Annotated in this window: 19 protein-coding genes; 7 read left to right on the forward strand and 12 right to left on the reverse strand. The window is 49.2% G+C overall.

Features of this window, described 5'->3' with window-relative positions:
* The first annotated feature begins 16 nt into the window (after window positions 1–16).
* Together secA and mutT are read left to right on the forward strand one after the other, a co-directional pair.
* Entirely contained in the window at window positions 17–2,722 is a 2,706-nt protein-coding gene (gene secA, locus AC0IWZ_RS02670) for a preprotein translocase subunit SecA (RefSeq protein ID WP_034493378.1), read from the forward strand.
* Window positions 2,723–2,786: 64 nt separating this feature from the next.
* Window positions 2,787–3,191 carry an 8-oxo-dGTP diphosphatase MutT gene (gene mutT / locus AC0IWZ_RS02675; protein ID WP_034493380.1) on the forward strand — a complete coding sequence of 135 codons (405 nt, stop codon included), beginning with the start codon at window positions 2,787–2,789 and terminating at the stop codon, window positions 3,189–3,191.
* On the opposite strand, the gene yacG is transcribed toward mutT, so the two are convergent.
* Genes yacG through coaE form a run of 3 tightly spaced genes read right to left on the reverse strand, consistent with a single transcriptional unit; the run spans window position 3,188 to window position 4,758 of the window.
* The gene (gene yacG, locus AC0IWZ_RS02680; protein ID WP_034493382.1) at window positions 3,188–3,385 is read right to left on the reverse strand and encodes a DNA gyrase inhibitor YacG; all 198 of its coding nucleotides are present in this window, start codon (window positions 3,383–3,385) and stop codon (window positions 3,188–3,190) included. The genes mutT and yacG overlap by 4 nt on opposite strands.
* 9 nt (window positions 3,386–3,394) lie before the next feature.
* Window positions 3,395–4,138: a cell division protein ZapD gene (zapD, locus tag AC0IWZ_RS02685; RefSeq protein WP_034493384.1), complete on the reverse strand. Its 744-nt coding sequence runs from the start codon at window positions 4,136–4,138 to the stop codon at window positions 3,395–3,397.
* On the reverse strand, window positions 4,138–4,758 hold the full coding sequence (gene coaE / locus AC0IWZ_RS02690) for a dephospho-CoA kinase (RefSeq protein ID WP_471678205.1): 621 nt from the start codon (window positions 4,756–4,758) through the stop codon (window positions 4,138–4,140). Before coaE ends, zapD begins: the two co-directional genes overlap by 1 nt.
* A 185-nt stretch (window positions 4,759–4,943) precedes the next feature.
* Between coaE and AC0IWZ_RS02695 the strand changes: the two genes are divergently transcribed.
* Window positions 4,944–5,987, forward strand: coding sequence for a GMP reductase (locus AC0IWZ_RS02695; RefSeq protein ID WP_115630827.1), 1,044 nt, complete (start codon window positions 4,944–4,946; stop codon window positions 5,985–5,987).
* A gap of 37 nt (window positions 5,988–6,024) precedes the next feature.
* On the opposite strand, the gene hofC is transcribed toward AC0IWZ_RS02695, so the two are convergent.
* The 4 genes from hofC to nadC all read right to left on the reverse strand — a co-directional run bounded on the left by hofC (window position 6,025) and on the right by nadC (window position 10,136).
* On the reverse strand, window positions 6,025–7,230 hold the full coding sequence (gene hofC / locus AC0IWZ_RS02700) for a protein transport protein HofC (RefSeq protein WP_471678204.1): 1,206 nt from the start codon (window positions 7,228–7,230) through the stop codon (window positions 6,025–6,027).
* Window positions 7,223–8,602: a type II secretion system protein GspE gene (gene gspE, locus AC0IWZ_RS02705; RefSeq protein ID WP_410373864.1), complete on the reverse strand. Its 1,380-nt coding sequence runs from the start codon at window positions 8,600–8,602 to the stop codon at window positions 7,223–7,225. Before gspE ends, hofC begins: the two co-directional genes overlap by 8 nt.
* A gap of 3 nt (window positions 8,603–8,605) precedes the next feature.
* Window positions 8,606–9,055 carry a prepilin peptidase-dependent pilin gene (ppdD, locus tag AC0IWZ_RS02710; protein ID WP_034493393.1) on the reverse strand — a complete coding sequence of 150 codons (450 nt, stop codon included), beginning with the start codon at window positions 9,053–9,055 and terminating at the stop codon, window positions 8,606–8,608.
* Between the two features lie 190 nt (window positions 9,056–9,245).
* A complete protein-coding gene (gene nadC / locus AC0IWZ_RS02715; protein WP_034493395.1) occupies window positions 9,246–10,136 on the reverse strand; it encodes a carboxylating nicotinate-nucleotide diphosphorylase in 891 nt (296 codons plus the stop codon).
* A gap of 82 nt (window positions 10,137–10,218) precedes the next feature.
* On the opposite strand from nadC, the gene ampD reads away from it, so the two are divergent.
* The gene (gene ampD / locus AC0IWZ_RS02720; protein ID WP_410373865.1) at window positions 10,219–10,782 is read left to right on the forward strand and encodes a 1,6-anhydro-N-acetylmuramyl-L-alanine amidase AmpD; all 564 of its coding nucleotides are present in this window, start codon (window positions 10,219–10,221) and stop codon (window positions 10,780–10,782) included.
* The gene (gene ampE / locus AC0IWZ_RS02725) at window positions 10,779–11,633 is read left to right on the forward strand and encodes a beta-lactamase regulator AmpE (protein WP_034493399.1); all 855 of its coding nucleotides are present in this window, start codon (window positions 10,779–10,781) and stop codon (window positions 11,631–11,633) included. Before ampD ends, ampE begins: the two co-directional genes overlap by 4 nt.
* A 55-nt stretch (window positions 11,634–11,688) precedes the next feature.
* Here ampE and AC0IWZ_RS02730 read toward each other — a convergent pair whose 3' ends face one another.
* From AC0IWZ_RS02730 to aroP, 5 genes are all read right to left on the reverse strand, one after another.
* Window positions 11,689–13,236, reverse strand: coding sequence for a glycoside hydrolase family 43 protein (locus AC0IWZ_RS02730; protein ID WP_471678203.1), 1,548 nt, complete (start codon window positions 13,234–13,236; stop codon window positions 11,689–11,691).
* Entirely contained in the window at window positions 13,229–14,662 is a 1,434-nt protein-coding gene (locus tag AC0IWZ_RS02735) for a glycoside-pentoside-hexuronide (GPH):cation symporter (protein WP_051873624.1), read from the reverse strand. The genes AC0IWZ_RS02730 and AC0IWZ_RS02735 overlap by 8 nt, the downstream gene beginning before the upstream one ends.
* Window positions 14,663–14,873: 211 nt before the next feature.
* Window positions 14,874–15,830: a glycoside hydrolase family 43 protein gene (locus AC0IWZ_RS02740; RefSeq protein ID WP_410373869.1), complete on the reverse strand. Its 957-nt coding sequence runs from the start codon at window positions 15,828–15,830 to the stop codon at window positions 14,874–14,876.
* A 9-nt stretch (window positions 15,831–15,839) separates the two neighbouring features.
* On the reverse strand, window positions 15,840–17,240 hold the full coding sequence (locus tag AC0IWZ_RS02745) for a glycoside-pentoside-hexuronide (GPH):cation symporter (protein ID WP_034493404.1): 1,401 nt from the start codon (window positions 17,238–17,240) through the stop codon (window positions 15,840–15,842).
* 177 nt (window positions 17,241–17,417) lie between these two features.
* Window positions 17,418–18,776: an aromatic amino acid transporter AroP gene (aroP, locus tag AC0IWZ_RS02750; RefSeq protein WP_471678202.1), complete on the reverse strand. Its 1,359-nt coding sequence runs from the start codon at window positions 18,774–18,776 to the stop codon at window positions 17,418–17,420.
* Between the two features lie 582 nt (window positions 18,777–19,358).
* Between aroP and pdhR the strand changes: the two genes are divergently transcribed.
* Window positions 19,359–20,123 (forward strand): pyruvate dehydrogenase complex transcriptional repressor PdhR, encoded by a 765-nt coding sequence (gene pdhR / locus AC0IWZ_RS02755; RefSeq protein ID WP_034493407.1) that lies wholly within the window; start codon window positions 19,359–19,361, stop codon window positions 20,121–20,123.
* 149 nt (window positions 20,124–20,272) lie between these two features.
* Window positions 20,273–22,936 (forward strand): pyruvate dehydrogenase (acetyl-transferring), homodimeric type, encoded by a 2,664-nt coding sequence (gene aceE, locus AC0IWZ_RS02760; RefSeq protein WP_172895521.1) that lies wholly within the window; start codon window positions 20,273–20,275, stop codon window positions 22,934–22,936.
* Window positions 22,937–22,946: the final 10 nt, after the last annotated feature.

A 22,946-nucleotide genomic window follows, 5' to 3' on the forward strand; every position in this document is an offset into this window, starting at 1 on the left:
CGTTTGAGAATTTATTATGCTAATCAAATTATTAACTAAAGTTTTCGGTAGCCGTAACGACCGTACACTACGTCGTATGCGTAAAGTTGTAACTCTTATCAACAGCATGGAACCGGAAATTGAAAAGCTTTCCGATGACGAATTAAAAGCAAAAACCGGTGAATTCCGTGCGCGCCTTGAAAAAGGCGAAGTGCTGGAAAACCTGATCCCAGAAGCTTTTGCTGTGGTTCGGGAAGCAAGTAAGCGTGTGTTCGGTATGCGTCACTTCGACGTACAGCTTCTTGGCGGTATGGTACTTAATGATCGTTGTATCGCGGAAATGCGTACAGGTGAAGGTAAAACCCTGACTGCAACTCTACCTGCATACCTGAACGCATTAAGCGGTCGTGGTGTTCACGTTGTTACCGTGAACGACTATCTGGCCCAGCGTGATGCGGAAAACAACCGTCCGTTGTTTGAGTACCTTGGCCTGAGTGTCGGCATCAACTTGCCTGGCATGCCTGCACCGGCAAAACGCGAAGCGTATGCGGCAGACATTACTTACGGTACTAACAACGAATACGGTTTTGACTACCTGCGTGACAACATGGCGTTCAGCCCTGAAGAACGCGTACAGCGCAAACTGCACTATGCGTTGGTGGATGAGGTTGACTCAATCCTTATCGATGAAGCGCGTACTCCACTGATCATCTCCGGCCCGGCTGAAGATAGCTCTGAGATGTACCGCAAAGTAAACGAAATCATCCCAAGCCTGATCCGTCAGGAAAAAGAAGATTCAGATACTTTCCAGGGTGAAGGTCACTTCTCCGTTGACGAAAAATCTCGTCAGGTAAACATTACTGAACGTGGTCTGGTACTGGTTGAAGAGTTACTGGTACGCGAAGGTATCATGGAAGAAGGCGAGTCATTGTACTCCCCAACTAACATTATGCTGATGCACCACGTGACTGCCGCGCTGCGCGCACACGTATTGTTCACCCGTGACGTTGACTACATCGTAAAAGATGGCGAAGTCATCATCGTTGATGAGCACACAGGCCGTACCATGCAAGGTCGCCGTTGGTCTGATGGCCTGCACCAGGCTGTTGAAGCCAAAGAAGGTGTAGATATCCAGAACGAAAACCAGACTCTGGCCTCTATTACCTTCCAGAACTACTTCCGCCTGTATGAAAAACTGGCAGGTATGACGGGTACTGCGGACACCGAAGCCTTCGAATTCAGCTCTATCTACAAACTCGATACCATCGTTGTGCCAACTAACCGCCCAATGATTCGTAAAGACATGCCAGATTTGGTCTACATGACTGAAATGGATAAAATTGCGGCGATTATCGAAGATATTAAAGAACGTACCACTAATGGCCAGCCAGTGCTGGTGGGTACGATTTCTATCGAGAAATCGGAAGTCGTTTCTGCTGAACTGACCAAAGCGGGTATCAAGCACAACGTTCTGAACGCCAAATTCCACGCCAACGAAGCAGGCATTGTTGCTCAGGCCGGCTATCCGGCAGCCGTGACAATTGCAACTAACATGGCGGGTCGTGGTACGGATATCGTGTTGGGTGGCAGCTGGCAGTCAGAAGTGGCTGAGCTTGAGAACCCAACTCCAGAGCAAATTGCACAAATTAAAGCTGACTGGCAGATTCGTCATGACGCAGTTCTGGCATCTGGCGGTCTGCATATTATCGGTACTGAACGTCACGAATCTCGTCGTATCGATAACCAGTTGCGTGGCCGTTCTGGTCGCCAGGGGGACGCGGGTTCATCTCGTTTCTATCTGTCGATGGAAGATTCACTGATGCGTATTTTCGCATCGGATCGTGTCTCCGGCATGATGCGCAAACTGGGTATGAAACCGGGTGAAGCGATTGAACACCCATGGGTTACTAAAGCGATTGCTAACGCACAGCGTAAAGTTGAAAGCCGTAACTTTGATATCCGTAAACAACTTCTTGAATATGATGATGTGGCGAACGATCAGCGTCGTGCCATTTACACCCAGCGTAACGAATTACTGGATGTGAGCGACGTAAGCGAAACCATCAACAGCATTCGCGAAGATGTGTTCAAAGTGACTATTGATGCGCATATTCCACCACAATCCCTGGAAGAAATGTGGGATGTTGAAGGTCTGGAAGAGCGTCTGAAAAACGATTTCGATCTTGAACTGCCAATTAAAGAGTGGCTGGATAAAGAGCCTGAGCTGCACGAAGAAACACTGCGCGAGCGTATTTTGGAAAACGCTATCGAAGTGTATAAGCGTAAAGAAGAAGTGGTTGGCATTGAAATGATGCGTCACTTCGAAAAAGGCGTCATGCTGCAAACTCTTGATTCGCTTTGGAAAGAGCATTTGGCGGCCATGGATTATCTGCGTCAGGGTATTCACTTACGTGGCTACGCGCAAAAAGATCCTAAGCAAGAATACAAGCGTGAATCTTTCGCCATGTTTGCATCTATGCTCGAAGCTCTGAAATATGAAGTGATCAGTACGCTGAGCAAAGTACAGGTTCGTATGCCTGAAGAAGTAGAAGCGATGGAACAACAACGCCGAGAAGAAGCTGAGCGTTTAGCGCAGATGCAGCAACTGAGTCACCAGGATGACGAGACGATCGCCGCACAAGAGTTGGCTTCAGAAACGGGTGAACGCAAAGTGGGCCGTAACGACCCATGCCCATGTGGTTCCGGTAAAAAATACAAACAGTGTCATGGCCGTTTAAGCTAAGCACTTAATTGTCGATGAAGGCGCAGCTTGCTGCGCCTTTTTTATATGGAGTACCTGCACAAAAATGAAACAATTAGAAATCGCCGTGGGCATTATCCGTAACCCTAAGAGCGAAATTTTTATTACCCAGCGAGCCGCTGATGCTCATATGGCGAACAAGCTTGAATTTCCCGGTGGGAAAATCGAAGCGGGTGAAACGCCAGAGCAGGCGTTAGTCCGTGAACTTCAGGAAGAAACAGGTATTACAGCGACTGAATTTACGCTGTTTGAGAAACTAGCCTATCAGTTCCCGGACAGGCATATCACGTTGTGGTTTTTCCTGGTGGAAAGTTGGGAAGGCGAGCCGTGGGGTAAAGAAGGACAACCGGGTCAATGGATTGCGCAAAATGCGCTGGTGGCTGCAGATTTTCCACCAGCCAATGAACCGGTTATTACCAAACTAGTCATTGACGAACGACAGCAACGTTAACGCAGGTCTTCTTCACTCCAGCCGTCGCTGTCTGACAAATCGCCGCTGCTCGGAATTCGTTTTTCCTCGGCGGCCCATTCACCTAAATCAATCAGCTGGCAGCGTTTGCTACAAAATGGTCGGTACGGGCTAGTTTCATTCCAGATAACTGTTTTACCGCAGCCAGGGCAATTTACACTAATGGATTCAGACACGTTAGCTCCTCAGCAGCATGCAAGTTCGAAATCAAGACGTTCGGGGATGACCCCATTTTCGCTATCAAGTGGTAAGAAACGGATCGCAAAACGGCTTTTATGACCAGATACCTGCGGGTACAACTGACAAGACAAATCCAGCTTTAACCGCAACAAATCGGCGTCATCGCCGTTATCCTGATAAAAACCATTCAAGCTAGTTTGCTTACGGAATGGAGCAGAATTACGAATAATATCCAACACCAGATTCAAAGATTGTTTTAACGGCTGCAGACTCGCCAACCACTGATTAATCTGTGCATCACGCTGTGCTTGCGGGGAATACAGCCAGATATGCAATGTCGGTAAATCAAAGCTACAGCATCCGCCAGGAATGCTAAGACGCTGACGAACCAGGGCGATCAGACGATCTTCGCGCAAAGCCTGTCCTAAACGTGGCGCCGCCATTAACAGGCTGCCATGTTCTTTAAGTTGGCTACGCAGTGAGTCGATTCGCTGCATATCTACACCCGGAACTTCCGCCCAACTCAGTAATTTGCGCTGCTGGCGCTCAAGCTCTTTAAGAATATCGGTACGAATTTCACCGCGCTCAAAGACATCCAGCAGATCGCCGACGTTGCGGAAGAAGTGTAGCGCTTTGGAAGTGTTCTCTACCGGTAATGAACTTTCGAGTTGTTGAATTAAGAACTCGATACGCAGCCAGGTACGCATTTTTTCATTCAATGGGTGCTCAAAAAGAATCTGGGTGCTCATTATTCATTTTCCTGCTGTGCGGCCTGCGACGCCAATTCCAGGTACTGGCGGTGCAGACGGTCAACATGTGCGGCCACCTTTTCGGGGGCACCATCATTATTAATTACATCATCGGCAGCGTTCAAACGTGCCTCGCGTGTCGCTTGTGCAGCGATAATTTGTTGTGCATGTTCACGACTGACTTTATCGCGCGCAATAGTACGTGCGATTTGCACTTCTGGCGACACATCAACGACCAAAACGCGATCGGCTTTTTGTTGCAGATTATTTTCGACTAATAACGGAACAACCCATAGTACATAAGGAGATAGTGCCTGGTTGATTTCAGTTTGGGTTCGCTGATGAATAAGCGGGTGCAGTAAAGCATTAAGCCACTGCTTTTCCGCTGGAGAAGAAAAGATTCTTTCACGAAGAACCCGGCGATTCAGAGTGCCATCCTGAAAGAGGATCTCTGGACCGAAATGTTCAGAAATAATGTTAAGGGCAGGCTGTCCCGGCTCAACGACCTGGCGCGCAATGATATCCGCGTCGACAACGGTAATACCTAATCGGGAAAAGTTATCAGCGACAGTGCTTTTTCCGCTGCCAATCCCACCCGTTAATGCCACCGTATAAACCATAAAAACCAGACCCTAAAGCGATTACACATTTCTTAGGTAAATTTTAACGATTGTAGCGTAAAAAAGACTGTTTTCGCAGTCTTGCAGCGGTATTAATAGTGCGTATGATAGCGTCACTGGAATTGGTGTCTAAATCACCAATTGCGTTCACGCGTCCTTCGCCATTCGACCCAGGAATCTGCAACATGCGTATTGAAGAAGATTTGAAGTTAGGTTTTAAAGACGTTCTTATTCGTCCAAAACGTTCCACTCTGAAAAGCCGCTCTGATGTAGAGCTTGAGCGCCAGTTCACTTTCAAACACTCCGGTATTGCATGGTCAGGTGTTCCGATCATTGCTGCTAACATGGACACCGTTGGTACATTCGGCATGGCCAAGGCTCTGGCTTCGTTTGATATCCTCACCGCCGTTCATAAGCACTACTCTTTTGAAGAGTGGAGCGACTTCGTGAAATCCACACCAGAAAGCATCCTGAAATTTGTCATGGTTTCAACCGGTACATCAGACGCTGATTTCGAGAAAACCAAACAAATTCTGAACCTTAACCCAGCGCTGCAATTTATCTGCATCGATGTGGCAAATGGTTATTCTGAGCACTTCACTCAGTTTGTTTCCAAAGCGCGTGATGCGTGGCCAAATAAAGTTATCTGTGCAGGTAACGTTGTGACGGGTGAAATGTGCGAAGAGCTGGTTCTTTCCGGCGCGGACATCGTCAAAGTCGGTATCGGTCCGGGTTCTGTTTGTACTACTCGTGTCAAAACCGGTGTTGGCTACCCGCAGCTTTCCGCTGTTATTGAATGTGCTGATGCAGCGCATGGCCTTGGTGGCCAGATTGTTAGCGACGGCGGTTGTACTATGCCAGGCGATGTGGCTAAAGCCTTCGGTGGCGGCGCAGATTTCGTGATGCTGGGCGGTATGCTGGCAGGTCATGACGAAAGCGGCGGCACAATCGTTGAAGAAAACGGTGAGAAATTCATGCTGTTCTACGGCATGAGCTCCGAGTCTGCAATGACTCGCCACGTGGGTGGTGTTGCAAAATACCGTGCTGCTGAAGGCAAAACCGTTAAGCTGCCATTGCGTGGCCCTGTAGAAAACACCGCTCGCGACATTTTGGGCGGCCTGCGTTCTGCCTGTACTTATGTTGGTGCTTCTCGTTTGAAAGAGCTGACCAAACGCACCACGTTCATTCGTGTGAATGAGCAGGAAAACCGCGTTTTCAATAGCCTCTAAGCTATTGACGATAGTCGGCGTGGCTTCGTCCACGCCGTCATCCTGCGCTCATCGCATCTCCTAACTGGAAAATCGGCAGATACATCGCGATGACCAGCGTTCCAATGATCACTCCCACAACTAACATCATTATTGGCTCAAGAGCAGCGGCAAGGTTATCTGCCAGTTCTTCGGTATGGCTATGATGCCAGGTTGCGAGTTTTTCCAGCATCAAATCTAAAGCTCCTGATTCCTCCCCGATACGCACAAGCTGGCAGCACAAAGATGTAAAGCACCCACTCTGTGAGAGCGCATGCCAAAGCGGAATACCCTCAGTCACTTTGACGCTTATCTGCGAGATAATCTTTTTCCACATCAATTGCGTTAGGGTGTTTTCAATCGCTTCGAGGCCTTGTAATAGCGGGATCCCTGCCTGTTGAGCCAATGATAATGTGGTGTAGATTTGACTTAGGATTTGCCCTCGCCAAAGGGGGGCAACAAGAGGAATACGCAGCAATAGTTTCTGTTCATATTCTTGCCAGTGTGGTTTTTTCTTTCGCAAAAAATAACCACTTGATACGAGTGCACTACCTGCCAGAAACCACCACACTCCTTGCGTCGTTACCCAATGCGAAACAGCCATTACAGCTAGCGTAATTGCCGGTAATGGAGCATTGAAAGAGCGGTAGATATTGGCAAACTCAGGCAGTACAAAACCCATCATTCCGACAGTCACTACCAACGCGACTACCATAATAAACAGCGGGTATCGCAGTGCTTTCATCACTTTTTTGCGCAGTCGGTAAAGCTTTTCTTGCTGGTCAGCCAGCCGTTTACAGCATTCATCCAGCTTCCCTGTTAACTCACCGATATGAATCAGAGCAATAAAGAGTGCGGGGAAAATGCCCGGCCATTGCTGTAATGCTGAGGAAAAGGGAATACCGTTGGATACGCGTTGTTCCAGGTCTTTCAGCAGCGCTCGCCATTCATCGAATGGATGCTGCTGGGCTATGAGTAACAGCCCGTCAGATAATGATATTCCCGCCTGAAGCAGCGTGGCGAGTTGGCGAAAAACCTGGATTTTTTGCTGAATATGCCAGCAACCGCTGCGAACACTGGATGTTTTTCGCAGTTGCAAAAGTTGAAGATTGGCATTAAGCAATTGCTCACTAACTGAGGCAACATCATCAGCCAGCAAAGCGCCTTGTTGCATCTGGCCATGCTGATCGACGGCTTTCCAGCGCCAGAGAACAAACTTAGCCATGGGGAACACCAAGTACCCGGTACAGCTCCTCTATTGTCGTGAGTCCTTGTTCTACAGCCTCGCAGCCACGTTCGAAAAGGGTCTTCATACCGAGTTTGCGTGCCAGGGTCTCGATCTCGGTTGCAGAAATGCCCCGAGCGATCGCTGATTGTAGAGAAGGGTCGACAAGGAGTATTTCAAACAAAGCGCTTCGACCGTAGAAACCGCAATAACACCTTTTGCAGCCAACCGCCCGCCAATGGGGCAGAGCATTTCCCCAAAGTGTTGAGGGAAGAATGATGTCATCAGGGAGTTGCTGCTTGCAGTGGGGACAGAGTTTACGTACTAATCGTTGTGCCACCACGATGTTTAACGCAGAAGCCAGCATCCAGCGCTCGACGCCCATTTGTTCAAGTCGCACGACTGTTTCAGCCGTGGAATTGGTATGCAACGTTGAAAGCACCAGATGCCCGGTTTGCGCGGCTTTGATAGCTATCTCTGCGGTATCTCCATCCCGGATTTCACCCACCATGATGATATCCGGGTCCTGGCGCAGTAATGCGCGTAACACGCTCTGAAAACTCAGCCCCGCTTTACTGTTAATTTGCGTTTGATTAAGCCCATGCATCGGGATTTCTATCGGGTCTTCAACGCTACACACATTGCTCGATATCTGGTTGAGGATTTTCAAAGCGCTGTAAAGCGTGATGGTTTTTCCACTTCCTGTGGGGCCAGTGACCAGAATCATGCCTTGTGGATTGGCAAGCGCACGCTGAAATCGGGTGCAGTCGTCAGACGACATGCCCAACTGCGTTAACTCAAAAGTTTGTTCTGTCTGTGACATTAAACGTAAGACAACTTTTTCGCCGTGATAGACCGGCAAGGTTGCGATGCGAAATGAACATTTATGTTGCTCAATTTCTATCGCCATTTGCCCGTCCTGCGGAAGTCGACGCTCCGCGATATCAAGATTACCTAGAACTTTTAGCCGTGCGGTTAGTGGTGCCGCCAGATGCGTGGGCAGCAGGGGCTGCAATTGCAACACACCATCGACGCGAAAACGAATCTGATACCCTTGCTCCATGGGCTCAAAGTGAATATCTGATGCTCTCAGTTGTATCGCTTTTAGCAGCGTTTCCTCGAGCAGTTGTACCACTGGAGCCGTGTTTTCTTGCGGTTCATCCGGGCTGGTTGGCAGTCGTGAATGCCGGGCTTTTTCGAGTTGCTCAGTCGGCCAGTATTCGACGTTGACCGGTTTATCGCAGATGAAACGTAAAGCTTCAAAGAACTGAGCCGGTGGGTTAGGGGCAATAGCGATATGTAGCGCTGGATCTTCTGCAAGCAATAACGCCTGATACTGGTTACAGAGTGCGAGGATCTGCTGATTGATCATGGTTTAATTTACCGCCTGATTGTTATCAAAGCGGAACACTTCTTCGCATGCTTGTTGGAGGGAACCACCGTTGGTTGCTGCACAAGTTCGTGACCAACCTTCCACACCTTCCGCATCACTCCAGCGAGGAGTTAGCGAAACGGTGAGCCCGTTCAGACTTTCTTGTCCTGTAAGTGTGATAACGCCTTGTTCAATGCTCATACCGCTCACGTAGCGCGTGGTTTTCGGCGAGGGAATACCATTGCTGCCGGCATCGCACTCACTGATTCCCCCTCGTTCAATCGCACAAAGCTCTACCGCAGTGCGATAAGGGACAAAGGTTTGCAACATGTCGGTGAGCGCAGCTTTGCGTAAGTAACCCTGATACGCAGGAATACCAATGGCGCTAAGAATCGCAATAATGCCGATGACGACCATCAGCTCAATAAGTGTGAATCCTTGTTGTTTGTTCATGTGCCGCTCCTGATTGAGATGGCGGCACTTTGCTCCGTTTAAATCACTCAGGCGAGGGCGATTTCAGGTATCAGGAAGCAGGGTTCCAGGGGTTTTAATAGGTTTGCAGGAAGTCACAAAGAAAATGCGAGCAGTGACGAAAGAAGAAGAAAAAGGCAGAGTTTTTTTTACGTCCTCTGCCTGTCAGGAATTAGCGGAAACGCATGGAGAGATCGAGTGCGCGGATATGCTTGGTCAGTGCGCCAACCGAGATAAAATCGACGCCAGTTTCGGCAAATTTACGGATAGTTTCTTTGGTGACGTTACCGGAAACTTCCAGCTGCGCTTTACCTTGAGTGATTGCAACAGCCTGGCGCATATCCTGAACGGTGAAGTTATCGAGCATGATAATGTCCGCTCCGGCGTGCAGCGCTTGTTCCAGCTCCTCCAGCGATTCAACCTCGACTTCCACAGGAACATCCGGATGGAACCAGAAAGCCTTTTCTACTGCCTGACGGATAGAGCCGGAAGAGATGATGTGGTTTTCTTTAATCAGGAATGCATCCGATAGCCCGAGACGGTGGTTGCTTCCGCCACCGCACAATACGGCGTATTTCAGTGCAGTTCGCAGCCCTGGCAGGGTTTTTCGGGTATCAAGCAATTGCGTTTGGGTTCCTGCCAGCAAGTCGACATAAGTGCGTACTTCGCTGGCAACGCCCGAGAGTGTTTGCACAAAATTCAACGCAGTACGCTCGCCGGTTAACAGCACGCGTGACGGACCGGTCAATTCAAAAAGTGGCTGATCGGCAGTTACTGTCTGGCCATCTTCCACGTGCCAGACCACTTTTACGTCGCCTCCTAACTGAGTAAAGACCTCTTCGACCCAGCGCTTACCACAGAAAACGCCATCTTCACGGGTGATTACCACGGCATGAGAACGATGTTCAGCATCCAGCAATTGCGCGGTTATATCGTTATTGGGGTCAACATCACCACCGAGATCTTCGCGCAGAGCCTGGGAAACGGCTTCTGGAATATCAAGGTTAATACGTTCGAGAAGCTCGTCACGTCGGCGGTCAGGGTTGTAACGGCGAGGTGGCATGATAAAACTCCGAAATGGCTTAGTTAATGTCGAAACATGCTACATTGATGCGACCTCAAGTACCACTCTAAGGAGACCGCGAATGCAGCTAAAAAACGGCTGGCTGGTGGGTGTAAAGCACGTTCCTTCCCCACATTTCGATTGCCGACCGGAGGATGAAACACCTTCGCTGCTGGTGGTGCATAACATCAGTTTGCCACCAGGTGAATTTGGTGGGCCATGGATTGATGCGTTGTTTACTGGAACGCTGAACGCTGAAGCTCATCCGTACTTCGCGGGTATCGCGCATCTGCGAGTTTCAGCGCATTGTCTTATTCGCCGTGATGGTGAAATCGTGCAGTATGTTCCTTTTGATAAGCGAGCCTGGCATGCTGGTGTTTCTTTGTATCAGGGGCGCGAGCGCTGCAACGATTTTTCCATTGGTATTGAGCTGGAGGGCACCGATACGCTGCCCTATACTGATAAGCAATATCAACAGCTTACTGCGATTACTGATACCCTGGTTCGCGCGTGGCCGGCAATTGCTGATCATATGACGGGACATTGTGATATTGCACCGGAACGTAAAACTGACCCTGGTCCTGCATTTGACTGGGCGCGTTTTCGCCATTCGGTCGAGGTAACGTCAAATAAGGAGATGAAATGACGCTGTTTACATTACTGCTGGTGATGATTTGGGAGCGGCTGTTCAAGCTTGGCGAACACTGGCAGTTAGATCACCGTCTGGAAGCGCTTTTTCGGCGGGTAAAACACTTTTCGTTGATGCGCACAATCCTGATGACCGCTGTATGTATGCTGGTGGTTTTCCTGTGTATCCGCGCGCTTCAAGGCCTGTTCTTTAATGTCCCGCTATTAGTTTTCTGGATTGCGCTTGGCGTGTTGTGCATTGGCGCAGGCCAGGTACGTCTGCATTACCATGCTTATTTGCAGGCAGCGAGTCATGACGACAGCCACGCGCGCGACGCGATGGCGAGCGAACTGACGCTTATTCACGGGATCCCACCAGATTGCGACGAACGTGAATATCTGAAGGAACTGCAAAACGCGCTGCTGTGGATTAACTTCCGTTTTTATCTGGCTCCGCTTTTCTGGTTTATTGTCGGCGGTGTGTGGGGACCGGTCACGCTTACGGGCTATGCTTTCTTACGTGCGTGGCAAACCTGGCTTGCTCGCCACCATTCCCCGCAAGAACGTTTGCACTCAGGGATTGATGCCATTTTGCATATTCTGGACTGGATCCCGGTACGCCTGTTTGGCGTTGCGTATGCGTTACTTGGCCACGGTGAAAGAGCGTTGCCCGCGTGGTTTGCTTCACTGGCGGACAGGCATACCTCGCAGTATCAGGTATTAACGCAACTGGCTCAGTATTCACTCGCACGCGAACCGCATCTCGATAAAATCAAAACGCCGAAAGCCGCAGTTTCGATGGCGAAGAAAACGTCATTGGTGATTTTGGTGGTGGTGGCCTTGCTGACGATTTACGGCACTCTGGTTTAATGCTCTTTATTTAAAGGGATTCCCGGCAAGCGTTACGCCACCGGGTACCTCAAACTTAAACCTCGATAGTAAAGTGCGAATAAAAACCCACGCCAGGTTGTGCAACCGCCTGGCGTGAAGCGGCGAAAATCCCCACTTTTGCGCCAACCCATTTACCTTTTCCGGCAGCAAAACAAGGCGTGACGCTTTGCCAGTCAGTACCATTTTCGCTAAAACAGAAATGACAAATTCCGCCAGGTTTCGCATCCACCTTTAGCCAAAGTGGCGTGTTTTGCGGCCAGTCGGCAATATCACGTTGTTGTTGATGAAGTACCCCGGTATCGCTCATCCAGGCGGAGATAAAAGTAATTTTGCGTTTTCCTTCACACTGCTCAAGCGCCAGCGCCGCGTAGCGTTCGCCGTAAATTATCAGGCCGCTGAGTTCACCCGGTTGAACGAAAGCTGCCTCTAGTCTGGTGGTTGCGCTGAACTCACGTGCAGGGAATTTTTGCAGTAGCAGATTTGGCTGAGCGTACAACGCCTGCACGCCCTGGTATTCCGTCATGGTCTGGCAGGTTAGTGCCAGCATATTTGTGGCGGATTGTAGCCATTTTTGCTGAGGATGAGCCTGCCATTGCCACTGTAGTCCTGGAATTCCATCAGTAAAATCATCACTGGTTTGTGGCTGTTCAGCGCCTTGTTGCTTTGTTGCAATCGACGGGAGTGGATGTTCGATGACGGGCTGCCAGGTTTCATGCAGCGTTTGTTTTTCACCGATAGTTGGCCACCCATCATTCTGCCAGCGCATGGGTTGTAAATGTACAATGCGTCCGTAGAGGTCAGCATCCTGAAAATGGACAAACCAACATTCTCCGCTTTCAAGTTCAACAAAGCCGCCCTGATGCGGGCCATTAACATGAGTTTCTCCCTGTTGTAATACTATTTGCGTTTCCCATGGGCCTTGTAGGTTTCGCGCGCGTAGTACGCATTGCCAACCCGTTTCTACGCCACCTGCGGGAGCAAAAATGTAATACCAGCCGTTGCGTTTATAGAACTTTGGCCCCTCAAGCGTGGGCAGATCCAGTGCACCATCATAGATAATTTGCTCGTCGCTTATCAGTGAACGGCCATCTGGTGACATCTCAATAAGTTGCAATTGATGTTTTTTCCCGGAGCGACTGTGGGCAAAAGCATGAACCAGCCAGGCTCGCCCGTCTTCGTCCCAAAGCGGGCAGGGGTCAATCCAACCTTTCGCGGCTTTCACGCAGTGTGGCGCGCTCCATTCTCCATGGGGATCTTCCGTAAACGACATGAAAATGCCTTCATCTGGTGTGCTGAAAAATACCCAGAACTTACCATCGTGATAGCGAACCGACGGTGCCCAGACGCCTTTTCCCGGTTGCACGGTGTCGTAAGTATTGTTCTCAAAGCGAGAAAATACGTGGTTGATAATTTTCCAGTTTACTAAGTCTTTCGAATGCAGAATGGGAAGCGCGGGAAAATGGTTAAAACTCGATGAAACCATATAAAAATCATCGCCTGCGCGTACAATATCTGGATCTGAATAATCTGCATGGAGAATTGGGTTTTTGTAATATCCAGGGCGAGTTGTGATTTTAACCATGATTATTAGCACCTGTGGAAATTAAAGCGGGTGTAACTTCTGGGGTGTTTATTTCTTCGGCTTGTTCACGATGAGCGAGATCACGCTGAATTTGACTCATCATTTTATCATCGAGAGTATAGAAGCGGCTTAGCCAGTAAAGAATGAAATAGGAAATAGACGGGCCGATGGTTAATAAACCAATAATACCATTGGTAGCAAGCATTGTTTGCGTTGGATTACCCGCCTGATATCCAAACCATCCGAGGGAGAAACCGACAAATGCCCCAGCAACAGCCATGCCCATTTTTAATGCAAATAGGTTTCCGGAGAACGATAACCCTGTAATTCGTCGACCAAACTTCCATTCGCCGTAATCTGCCGCATTAGCCATCATGTTCCATTTGAAAGGTTGATACATCTGATGGAAGAATCCCACCAGGAAATAAAGTGGGAAAACGACGGCAAGCCAGGTTGGTGGAACAAAGAACATCACCACACCGATAACAACCAGCAATAAGTTAATATTTTTAAATAACGATACAGCACGATAGCGTTGTGCCAAATAACCTGCGGCGATGCTGCCGATAATAGTGCCAACCACACTTGTGGAAACAAATGCGGATTTCATCGCGGTTCCAGCAGCACTTTCGATACCGCCGAGCATCAGGTAAGTGGCGTAGTACAATGTTGCTGCACTGCGCATTACGCCTGCCATACTTGAGAAAAAGGTGATCACTGCCACGATACGCCACTGGTCATTCGCCAGCAAAATTCGCAGGTCATCCATCATACTACTGTTGGTTTCAACTTTTGGGCGAACACGTTCAGAGGTACTAAAGAAGCAGAAAAATAGCATGATGACGGCGAGTGTTCCCATAATCGCCATGGTTGCCTGAAAGCCGAATTGTTTATTTTCTTTACCCAGCCAGTCGACTAAAAATAATGTTGCGACAGAAACAACTAATCCGGCGAGTGATGAAATAGTGAAGCGATAAGATTGGGCTGATAAACGGTCTTTTTCATCGGTGGTAATCACGCCACCCAGTGCACAATACGGAATGTTAATAAAGGTGTAGCAAAGCATTAATAACGTATAGGTAATATAAGCATAAAGCAGCTTTCCTGATTCACCAAAATCCGGTGTGGTGAAGGTTAATACCGCCAGCACCGCATAAGGAATTGCAAACCAAATTAGCCATGGTCGGAAATGCCCCCAGCGTGTTCTCACCCGGTCAGCAACTAATCCGGTAAGTGGGTCGGTAATTGCATCAAGCACGCGGGTAACCAGGAACATTATTCCCACTGCAGCAGCGGATAGCCCGTAAATATCAGTATAGAAATACGTTAAAAACATGGTGACTGAGGAATACACTATTCCACAGGCAGCATCGCCCATACCGAAGCCAATTTTTTCGGCAACGGAGAGTTTCCTTGCTGTACTCATTTTATTTCTCCAGCATTGAGTGTGTTATTTATTCACTCTATGGACTGGTGGTTTATTACGCTATTGTGATATTTGCTCCGGGAGTTATGTTTTTTACTGATTGAGAAAGTTGTCACATAACAAGAATAAATTGGTCTAACAGAAATCACTCCAATTTTGGTTACTTCAAACCAAAAAAATCCCTTCCGTTTGGAAGGGACTGATAAAGATTTTAGCGGTTGTCTGCAGGCGGTATGCCAAACACTGGCATACCGTTTTCATCCCACTCGATTGTTTTCAGGCGTGTATGACGATTCGGGTCATACAGGGGATCGCCTTCAATTTCGGTGTAATTCCGGGCGTGATACACCAGCACATCTTTCCCATCTTTGTTTTTGGTAAAGCTGTTATGGCCTGGGCCAAATTGCTTGTTTTCATAACTGGTAGTAAAGACAGGTTGTGATGATTTATGCCAGTTTGCTGGGTCGGTTGGGTCAGCATTCAGGTTTATCCACAGCAATCCAATACAGTAATTTTCGTCGGTGGCGCTGGCTGAATAGCTGACGAAAAGTTTATCGCCGTGAACCACCACTGCTGGACCTTCGTTAACCAGAAAGCCTCTGCATTCCCAGTCTAGCTCGGGCTTACTCAACATCACAGGCGTGCCTTTGATAGCCCACGGCGTTTCCAGTTCGGCCAGATAGATATTCGAGTTACCGGCAATGTCAGGGTCTTTCTGCGCCCATAAATACCACTGCTTGCCTTGATGATTGAAGGTGGTGGCATCAAGACAGAAGCTGTCGAACTGCGTTTTCACCTGACCTTTTTCACCCCATTTCCCGGTGAGCGGGTCTGCATCGGCACACTCCAGCGCAAACATGCGGTGCTGGAACATATTTAACTTATCCAGCTCTTGCGTATGGGTCGCGGCAAAATAGATGTACCACTTGCCGTTGATATGATGCAGTTCCGGCGCCCAAATCAGTTTACTCATGGGGCCGCTTTCGGGCTTGCGCCACACCACGGAGGGCTGCGCATTGGGCAACTCATTCAATGTTGGCGCGTAACGAATCTCAAGCCTGTCATACTCCGGCACTGACGCAATAAAGTAGTAACCATCGCCATGCTGCAAAATAAACGGGTCAGCACGCTGTTCAATAAAGGGATTAGGCCATTGCTCCTGGTTCATAACGCTTCCTTAAAGTTTGGCTTCAACAGGTTTGCTGTCGTGATATTCATTCAATTCGCGGTAGTTGGTGCGACGCTTTTCAAGGTCTGCCTGAATACGTTGCATCATTTCACGGTCAACTTTTAACAGACGCACCACGCCTGCGGTAATCAGGTATCCAACGCCTGGGATGATGGTAAACAACATCACAATACCGTTAATTGATTCAGGACTTTGCTGTTTAGCTCCGGCATCGTAGCCGTACCATGAAAGCAGGAAGCCAACCATTGCGCCAGCAATCGCTAGCCCTAATTTCAGGAAGAATAAGTTACCGGAGAAGCTGATACCGGTGATGCGTTTACCAGTTTTCCACTCGCCATAGTCATCAACGTCAGCCATCAGCGACCAGTGCAGCGGCGATGGGATTTGGTGCAGGATGTTGAGCAGGAAGTACATCACCACAATCAGCGTGGTGGCATGCGGGTCGAGGAAGTAGAACCCGCTGGAGAAAATCGCCAGGACGATGTTGGTCCAGAAGAACACTTTCAGTTTGCAGATGCGGTCGGTCAGCACTTTCGCCAGCATACTGCCGCCCATCATGCCGACTACGCCGAGGCTGATAAACAAGGTGGCGAAGCTGGTGCTTTGCCCCATGACCCAGGTGACGTAGTACATGGTTGCCGCCATACGGATAAAACCAGGGCAGACGTTGCACAGCGTCAGAAGCAGGATGCGCACCCACTGATCGTTTTTCCACACATCTTTCAGATCAGCTTTCAGATCGTCATTGCTTGGTACTGCCGGACGAACACGCTCTCTGACGGTGGAGAAGCAGAACAGGAACATACACATGCCCAGTACCGCCAGAACGCCCATTGCCATCTGATAACCTTTGGCTTTGTCGCCGCCGCCAAACCAATCAACCATCGGCAACAGGGAAAGCGAAAGAATCAGCGTCGCAATGCCAACCATCACAAAGCGATACGACTGGCAGGCCACGCGTTCTTTTGGATCGTTGGTAATCACGCTTCCCAGCGAGCAATAGGGAATGTTGATTGCGGTATAGGTTAATGAGAGCAGGAAGTAAGTGACGAAGGCATAGATAACTTTGCTGCTGTAAGCCCAGTCAGGTGTGGTAAACATCAGGTAACTGAAGAAGGCAAAGGGTGCCGCCATCCATAAAATCCATGGACGAAAACGCCCCCATCGGGTCTGAGTTCTATCCGCAATAGCGCCCATAATAGGGTCGGTTATCGCATCAATCACCCTGATGGAAAGTAGCATAACCCCCACTAGCGCTGGGGCAAGTCCAAAAATATCGGTATAAAAATAGTTAACAAACAACATAATGGCGCCAAAGATGATGTTGCATCCGGCATCACCCATCCCGTAGCCAATCTTTTCTTTAATTGATAATTTGCCGCTTTCCATTGGAAATGCTCCTGACCAGTATATGGACAAGAGTATTGGCAGAATAAGTCGGAATTGCACAGCAGAGAACCGTCACAGAGATGGACGATCCTGCCGTCGAGGGTGAAATGTGAGGCAGATAACAAAGCGCCCCGATGAGCGAAGGCTCGATCGGGGCGCTTTTAGCAGAAGAGATAATTACACTTTAACGCTTTTCAGGTTCTTCTGCTTGATGAAGTAACCAATGCCGAGGATCACAACCCAAACCGGAATCAGCCATACGGAGATGGCCATGCCTGGGGTGATTGCCATGATAACCAGCACTGCTGCCATAAACAGCAGGCAGAGGTAGTTACCCATCGGGTAGAACAGCGCTGGGAAGCGAGTTTTCACGCCTTGTTGCTGTTTTGCACGACGGAACTTGATGTGCGCAAGGCTAATCATCGCCCAGTTAATCACCAGTGCAGAGACAACCAGCGCCATCAGCAGGCCAAAGGCTTCTGCTGGTGCCAGGTAGTTGATCAATACACACAACGCGGTGAACAGCGCAGAAACCAGGATGGTGTTAACTGGAACGCCACGCTTATCGACTTTCTGGAATGCTTTCGGCGCATTGCCTTGTTGAGCCAGGCCAAACAGCATACGGCTGTTGCAGTAAACACAGCTGTTATAAACGGACAGTGCGGCGGTCAGCACGACCACGTTGAGCGCGTTTGCGACAAAAGTATCACCCAGTTCATGGAAGATCAGTACGAACGGGCTGGTATCAGCGGTAACGCGAGTCCACGGCATCAGAGACAGCAGAACGGCCAGGGAGCCCACATAGAAAATCAGAATACGGTAGATAACCTGATTGGTCGCTTTAGGAATACTGACCTGCGGGTTATCGGCTTCGGCAGCAGTAATGCCCACCAGTTCCAGTCCACCGAAGGAGAACATGATAATGGCCATCATCATTACCAGCCCGGTCCAGCCATGTGGCAAGAACCCGCCTTGTTCCCAAAGGTTACGCACGGTCGCTTGTGGGCCAGCATGGCCGCCAAACAGCAACCAGGCACCAAACACAATCATGGCAACAACAGCGATGACTTTAATGATGGCAAACCAAAACTCCATCTCACCAAACACTTTTACGTTAGTCAGGTTAATGGCGTTGATCACGACAAAGAAGACAGCAGCAGAAGCCCAGGTTGGGATTTCCGGATACCAGAATTGAATGTATTTACCGACGGCGGTCAATTCTGCCATGGCAACTAATATATACAGCACCCAGTAGTTCCAGCCAGAAGCGAAACCGGCGAAACCACCCCAATATTTGTAAGCAAAGTGGCTAAATGAACCTGCCACAGGCTCTTCAACGACCATTTCGCCTAACTGGCGCATGATCAAGAAGGCAATAAAGCCTGCAATCGCATAACCAAGAATAATCCCTGGTCCGGCGGACTGGATAACAGACGCACTGCCAAGAAACAGGCCTGTCCCAATTGCTCCACCCAGCGCGATGAGCTGTATATGGCGGTTTTTAAGGCCGCGTTTAAGCGTGTCGCCTTGTTCCATCGTTTAACCTCATGTGGTCATATTCAGGGCGCTGAACGCGCCTCTGTAAGTTTGTGATTCCGTAATGTGTAGTCTTTATTTTACGGTTTTTAATTCCAGTATTTTGCAAACCAGACTTCCGCAGCGCAAAGAATAGTGGTAAGCGCCAGTGTTTGCACCTGCTTTCTATTCTTGTCGTGACGAGTTGAATAAAAAGAAATCAATCGTCAGATCGATCACGTTATTTATTTCGCATGTTATTTCTTCAATTTAAGCGAGATCGTTGAATTAATATTCATATTTTAAACTGATGAATCGGTTCAATTTGCAAGAAAAGGCACTTTTTGCTGTTTCGTAAAAGTTAAATGCGTCTGCATGTGAGTAAATGTGACATTTGTGCAAGGTTACAACTTTGAAACGTCATTTCTGTAATGTTGTTAAAATGTGCCGGGTTTAATGATTTCAATCAAAACCAATATGGACAGAAGGTGAATACTTTGTTACTTTAGCGTCAAGAATGTGAAATTGGTCATACCAATTGACTTTGCCCGAATAATTTCAAGTTTGAAGGGCATAAGCGCTAATGGCAGAAACAGGGAACACATGGCCTACAGCAAAATCCGCCAACCAAAATTATCCGATGTGATTGAGCAGCAGTTGGAGTTTCTCATCCTCGAGGGAACCTTGCGTCCCGGCGAAAAACTCCCACCAGAACGCGAATTGGCGAAACAATTCGACGTTTCTCGTCCTTCACTGCGCGAGGCCATTCAGCGTCTCGAAGCGAAAGGACTCCTGCTTCGTCGTCAGGGCGGCGGTACTTTTGTCCAGAACAGTCTTTGGCAAAGTTTAAGCGACCCGCTGGTCGAACTGCTGTCTGACCATCCTGAATCCCAGTTTGATCTGCTCGAAACCCGCCACGCACTTGAAGGTATCGCGGCGTATTACGCGGCATTGCGTGGTACGGACGAAGATCTCAAACGTATTGGCGACTGCCATTTTGCTATTCAACAAGCGCAAGAATCTGGTGACCTGGACGCTGAGTCCGATGCGGTTATGCAGTATCAAATCGCCGTGACGGAAGCCGCCCACAACGTTGTGCTACTACACTTGTTGCGCTGCATGTCACCGATGCTCGAACAAAACGTTCGTCAGAATTTTGAATTGCTCTATGCGCGCCGTGAAATGCTGGCGCAAGTGAGCAGCCATCGCGCCAGCATTTTTGCGGCGATTATGGCTCGCCAGCCGGAGCAGGCGCGCGAAGCGTCGCACCGTCACCTGGCATTTATCGAAGAAATATTGCTGGATCGCAGCCGCGAACAGAGTCGTCGAGAACGTTCTCTGCGGCGCTTACAGCAACGTAAGGAATAAGAGTCTGAAATTTCAGGTTCTCAAAAGCGCCAATTTTTAGAGCGCGGCAACTAAACGCAGAACCTGTCTTATTGTGTTTTTCCAAGGAAAGCACAATGGGACAGGTTCCAGATAATCAACGTATTAGACACAGATAAGGAATACCACCCATGTCAGAACGTTTCCCAAATGACGTGGATCCGATCGAAACTCGCGACTGGCAACAGGCGATCGAATCGGTCATCCGTGAAGAAGGTGTTGAGCGCGCACAGTACCTGATTGATCAGTTACTGAGCGAAGCCCGTAAAGGTGGAGTTAAAATCGCAGCAGGTTCTGCAGCCCGCCAGTACGTAAACTCCATCGCCGTTGAAGATGAACCGGAATACCCGGGGAATCTGGAGCTGGAACGCCGTATTCGTTCTGCTATCCGTTGGAACGCCATCATGACCGTCCTGCGTGCGTCTAAAAAAGACCTCGATCTGGGCGGCCATATGTCCTCTTTCCAGTCTTCTGCAACCGTGTATGACGTGTGTTTCAACCACTTCTTCCGCGCACGCAATGCGAAAGATGGCGGCGATCTGGTGTACTTCCAGGGCCACATCTCCCCAGGCGTTTACGCACGTGCTTTCCTTGAAGGCCGCCTGACCGAAGACCAGATGAACAATTTCCGTCAGGAAGTTCACGGTAATGGTCTGTCCTCTTATCCGCACCCGAAATTGATGCCTGAATTCTGGCAGTTCCCGACCGTATCTATGGGGCTGGGTCCAATCGGTGCAATCTATCAGGCTAAATTCCAGAAATACCTGGAACACCGTGGCCTGAAAGACACCTCCGCACAGCGCGTTTATGCGTTCCTGGGCGACGGTGAAATGGATGAGCCAGAATCTAAAGGTGCGATCACCATCGCTACCCGTGAAAAACTGGACAACCTGTGCTTCATCATCAACTGTAACTTGCAGCGTCTTGATGGCCCAGTAACCGGTAACGGCAAAATCATTAACGAACTGGAAGGTATCTTTGCGGGTGCTGGCTGGAACGTGATTAAAGTGATTTGGGGCTCTCGTTGGGACGAACTGCTGCGTAAAGATACCAGCGGCAAACTGTTGCAACTGATGGGCGAAACCGTTGACGGTGACTACCAGACCTTCAAATCCAAAAACGGTGCATACGTTCGCGAGCACTTCTTCGGTCGTTATCCAGAAACTGCTGCACTGGTTAAAGATATGTCCGACGATGAGATTTGGGCACTGAACCGTGGCGGCCACGATCCGAAGAAAATCTACGCTGCACTGCGAAATGCACAAGAAACCAAAGGCAAAGCAACTGTAATCCTTGCTCATACCGTTAAAGGTTATGGCATGGGTGAAACTGCCGAAGGTAAAAACATCGCGCACCAGGTTAAGAAAATGAACATGGACGGCGTGCGTTATGTCCGCGACCGTTTCAATGTGCCTGTTGCTGATGCTGATATCGAAAAACTGCCATACATTAAGTTCGAAGAAGGCAGCGAAGAGTACAAATATCTGCATGGTCAGCGCGAAAAACTGAACGGCTACCTGCCGACTCGTCTGCCTAAATTCACCGAGAAACTGGAACTGCCAACACTTGCAGACTTCAGCTCTCTGTTAGATGAGCAGAACAAAGAAATCTCCACCACTATCGCTTTCGTTCGTGCCCTGAACGTAATGCTGAAGAACCCGTCTATCAAAGACCGTTTGGTTCCAATCATTGCCGATGAAGCGCGTACTTTCGGTATGGAAGGTCTGTTCCGTCAGATTGGTATTTACAGCCCGAACGGCCAGCAGTACACCCCGCAGGACCGTGAGCAGGTTGCTTACTATAAAGAAGACGAGAAAGGCCAGATCCTGCAAGAAGGTATCAACGAGCTGGGCGCAGGTTCTTCCTGGCTGGCTGCTGCGACCTCTTACAGCACCAACGATCTGCCAATGATCCCGTTCTACATCTACTACTCCATGTTCGGTTTCCAGCGTATCGGCGACCTGTGCTGGGCAGCGGGTGACCAACAGGCGCGTGGCTTCCTGGTCGGCGGGACTTCCGGTCGTACGACTCTGAACGGTGAAGGTCTGCAGCATGAAGATGGCCACAGCCATATTCAGTCTCTGACTATCCCTAACTGTATCTCTTACGATCCAGCTTACGCTTACGAAGTTGCAGTCATCATGCATGACGGCCTGGTGCGTATGTATGGTGAAGCGCAAGAGAACATTTACTACTACATCACTACGCTGAACGAAAACTACCACATGCCAGCCATGCCAGAAGGCGCGGAAGAAGGCATCCGTAAAGGTATCTACAAACTGGAAACAGTTGAAGGTAGCAAAGGTAAAGTTCAGCTGATGGGCTCCGGTTCTATCCTGCGTCACGTACGTGAAGCAGCACAGATCCTGGCTAAAGATTACGGCGTTGGCTCTGATGTGTTCAGCGTAACTTCCTTCACTGAACTGGCGCGTGATGGCCAGGACTGTGAGCGCTGGAACATGTTGCACCCAACTGCAGAACCACGTGTACCGTACGTTGCTCAGATTCTGAGTGATGCACCAGCAGTGGCATCTACTGACTATATGAAACTGTTCGCTGAGCAGATCCGTAACTTCATCCCGGCAAGCGATTACCGCGTACTGGGTACTGATGGCTTCGGTCGTTCAGACAGCCGCGAAAACCTGCGTCACCACTTTGAAGTGGACGCATCTTATGTGGTTGTTGCGGCACTTGGCGAACTGGCTAAACGTGGCGAAATCGATAAGAAAGTGGTGGCAGACGCTATCACCAAATTCAACATCGATGCAGATAAAGTCAACCCGCGTCTGGCATAAGAGGTAAAGA

The sequence above is a fragment of the Buttiauxella sp. AC142 genome, assembly GCF_979253435.1.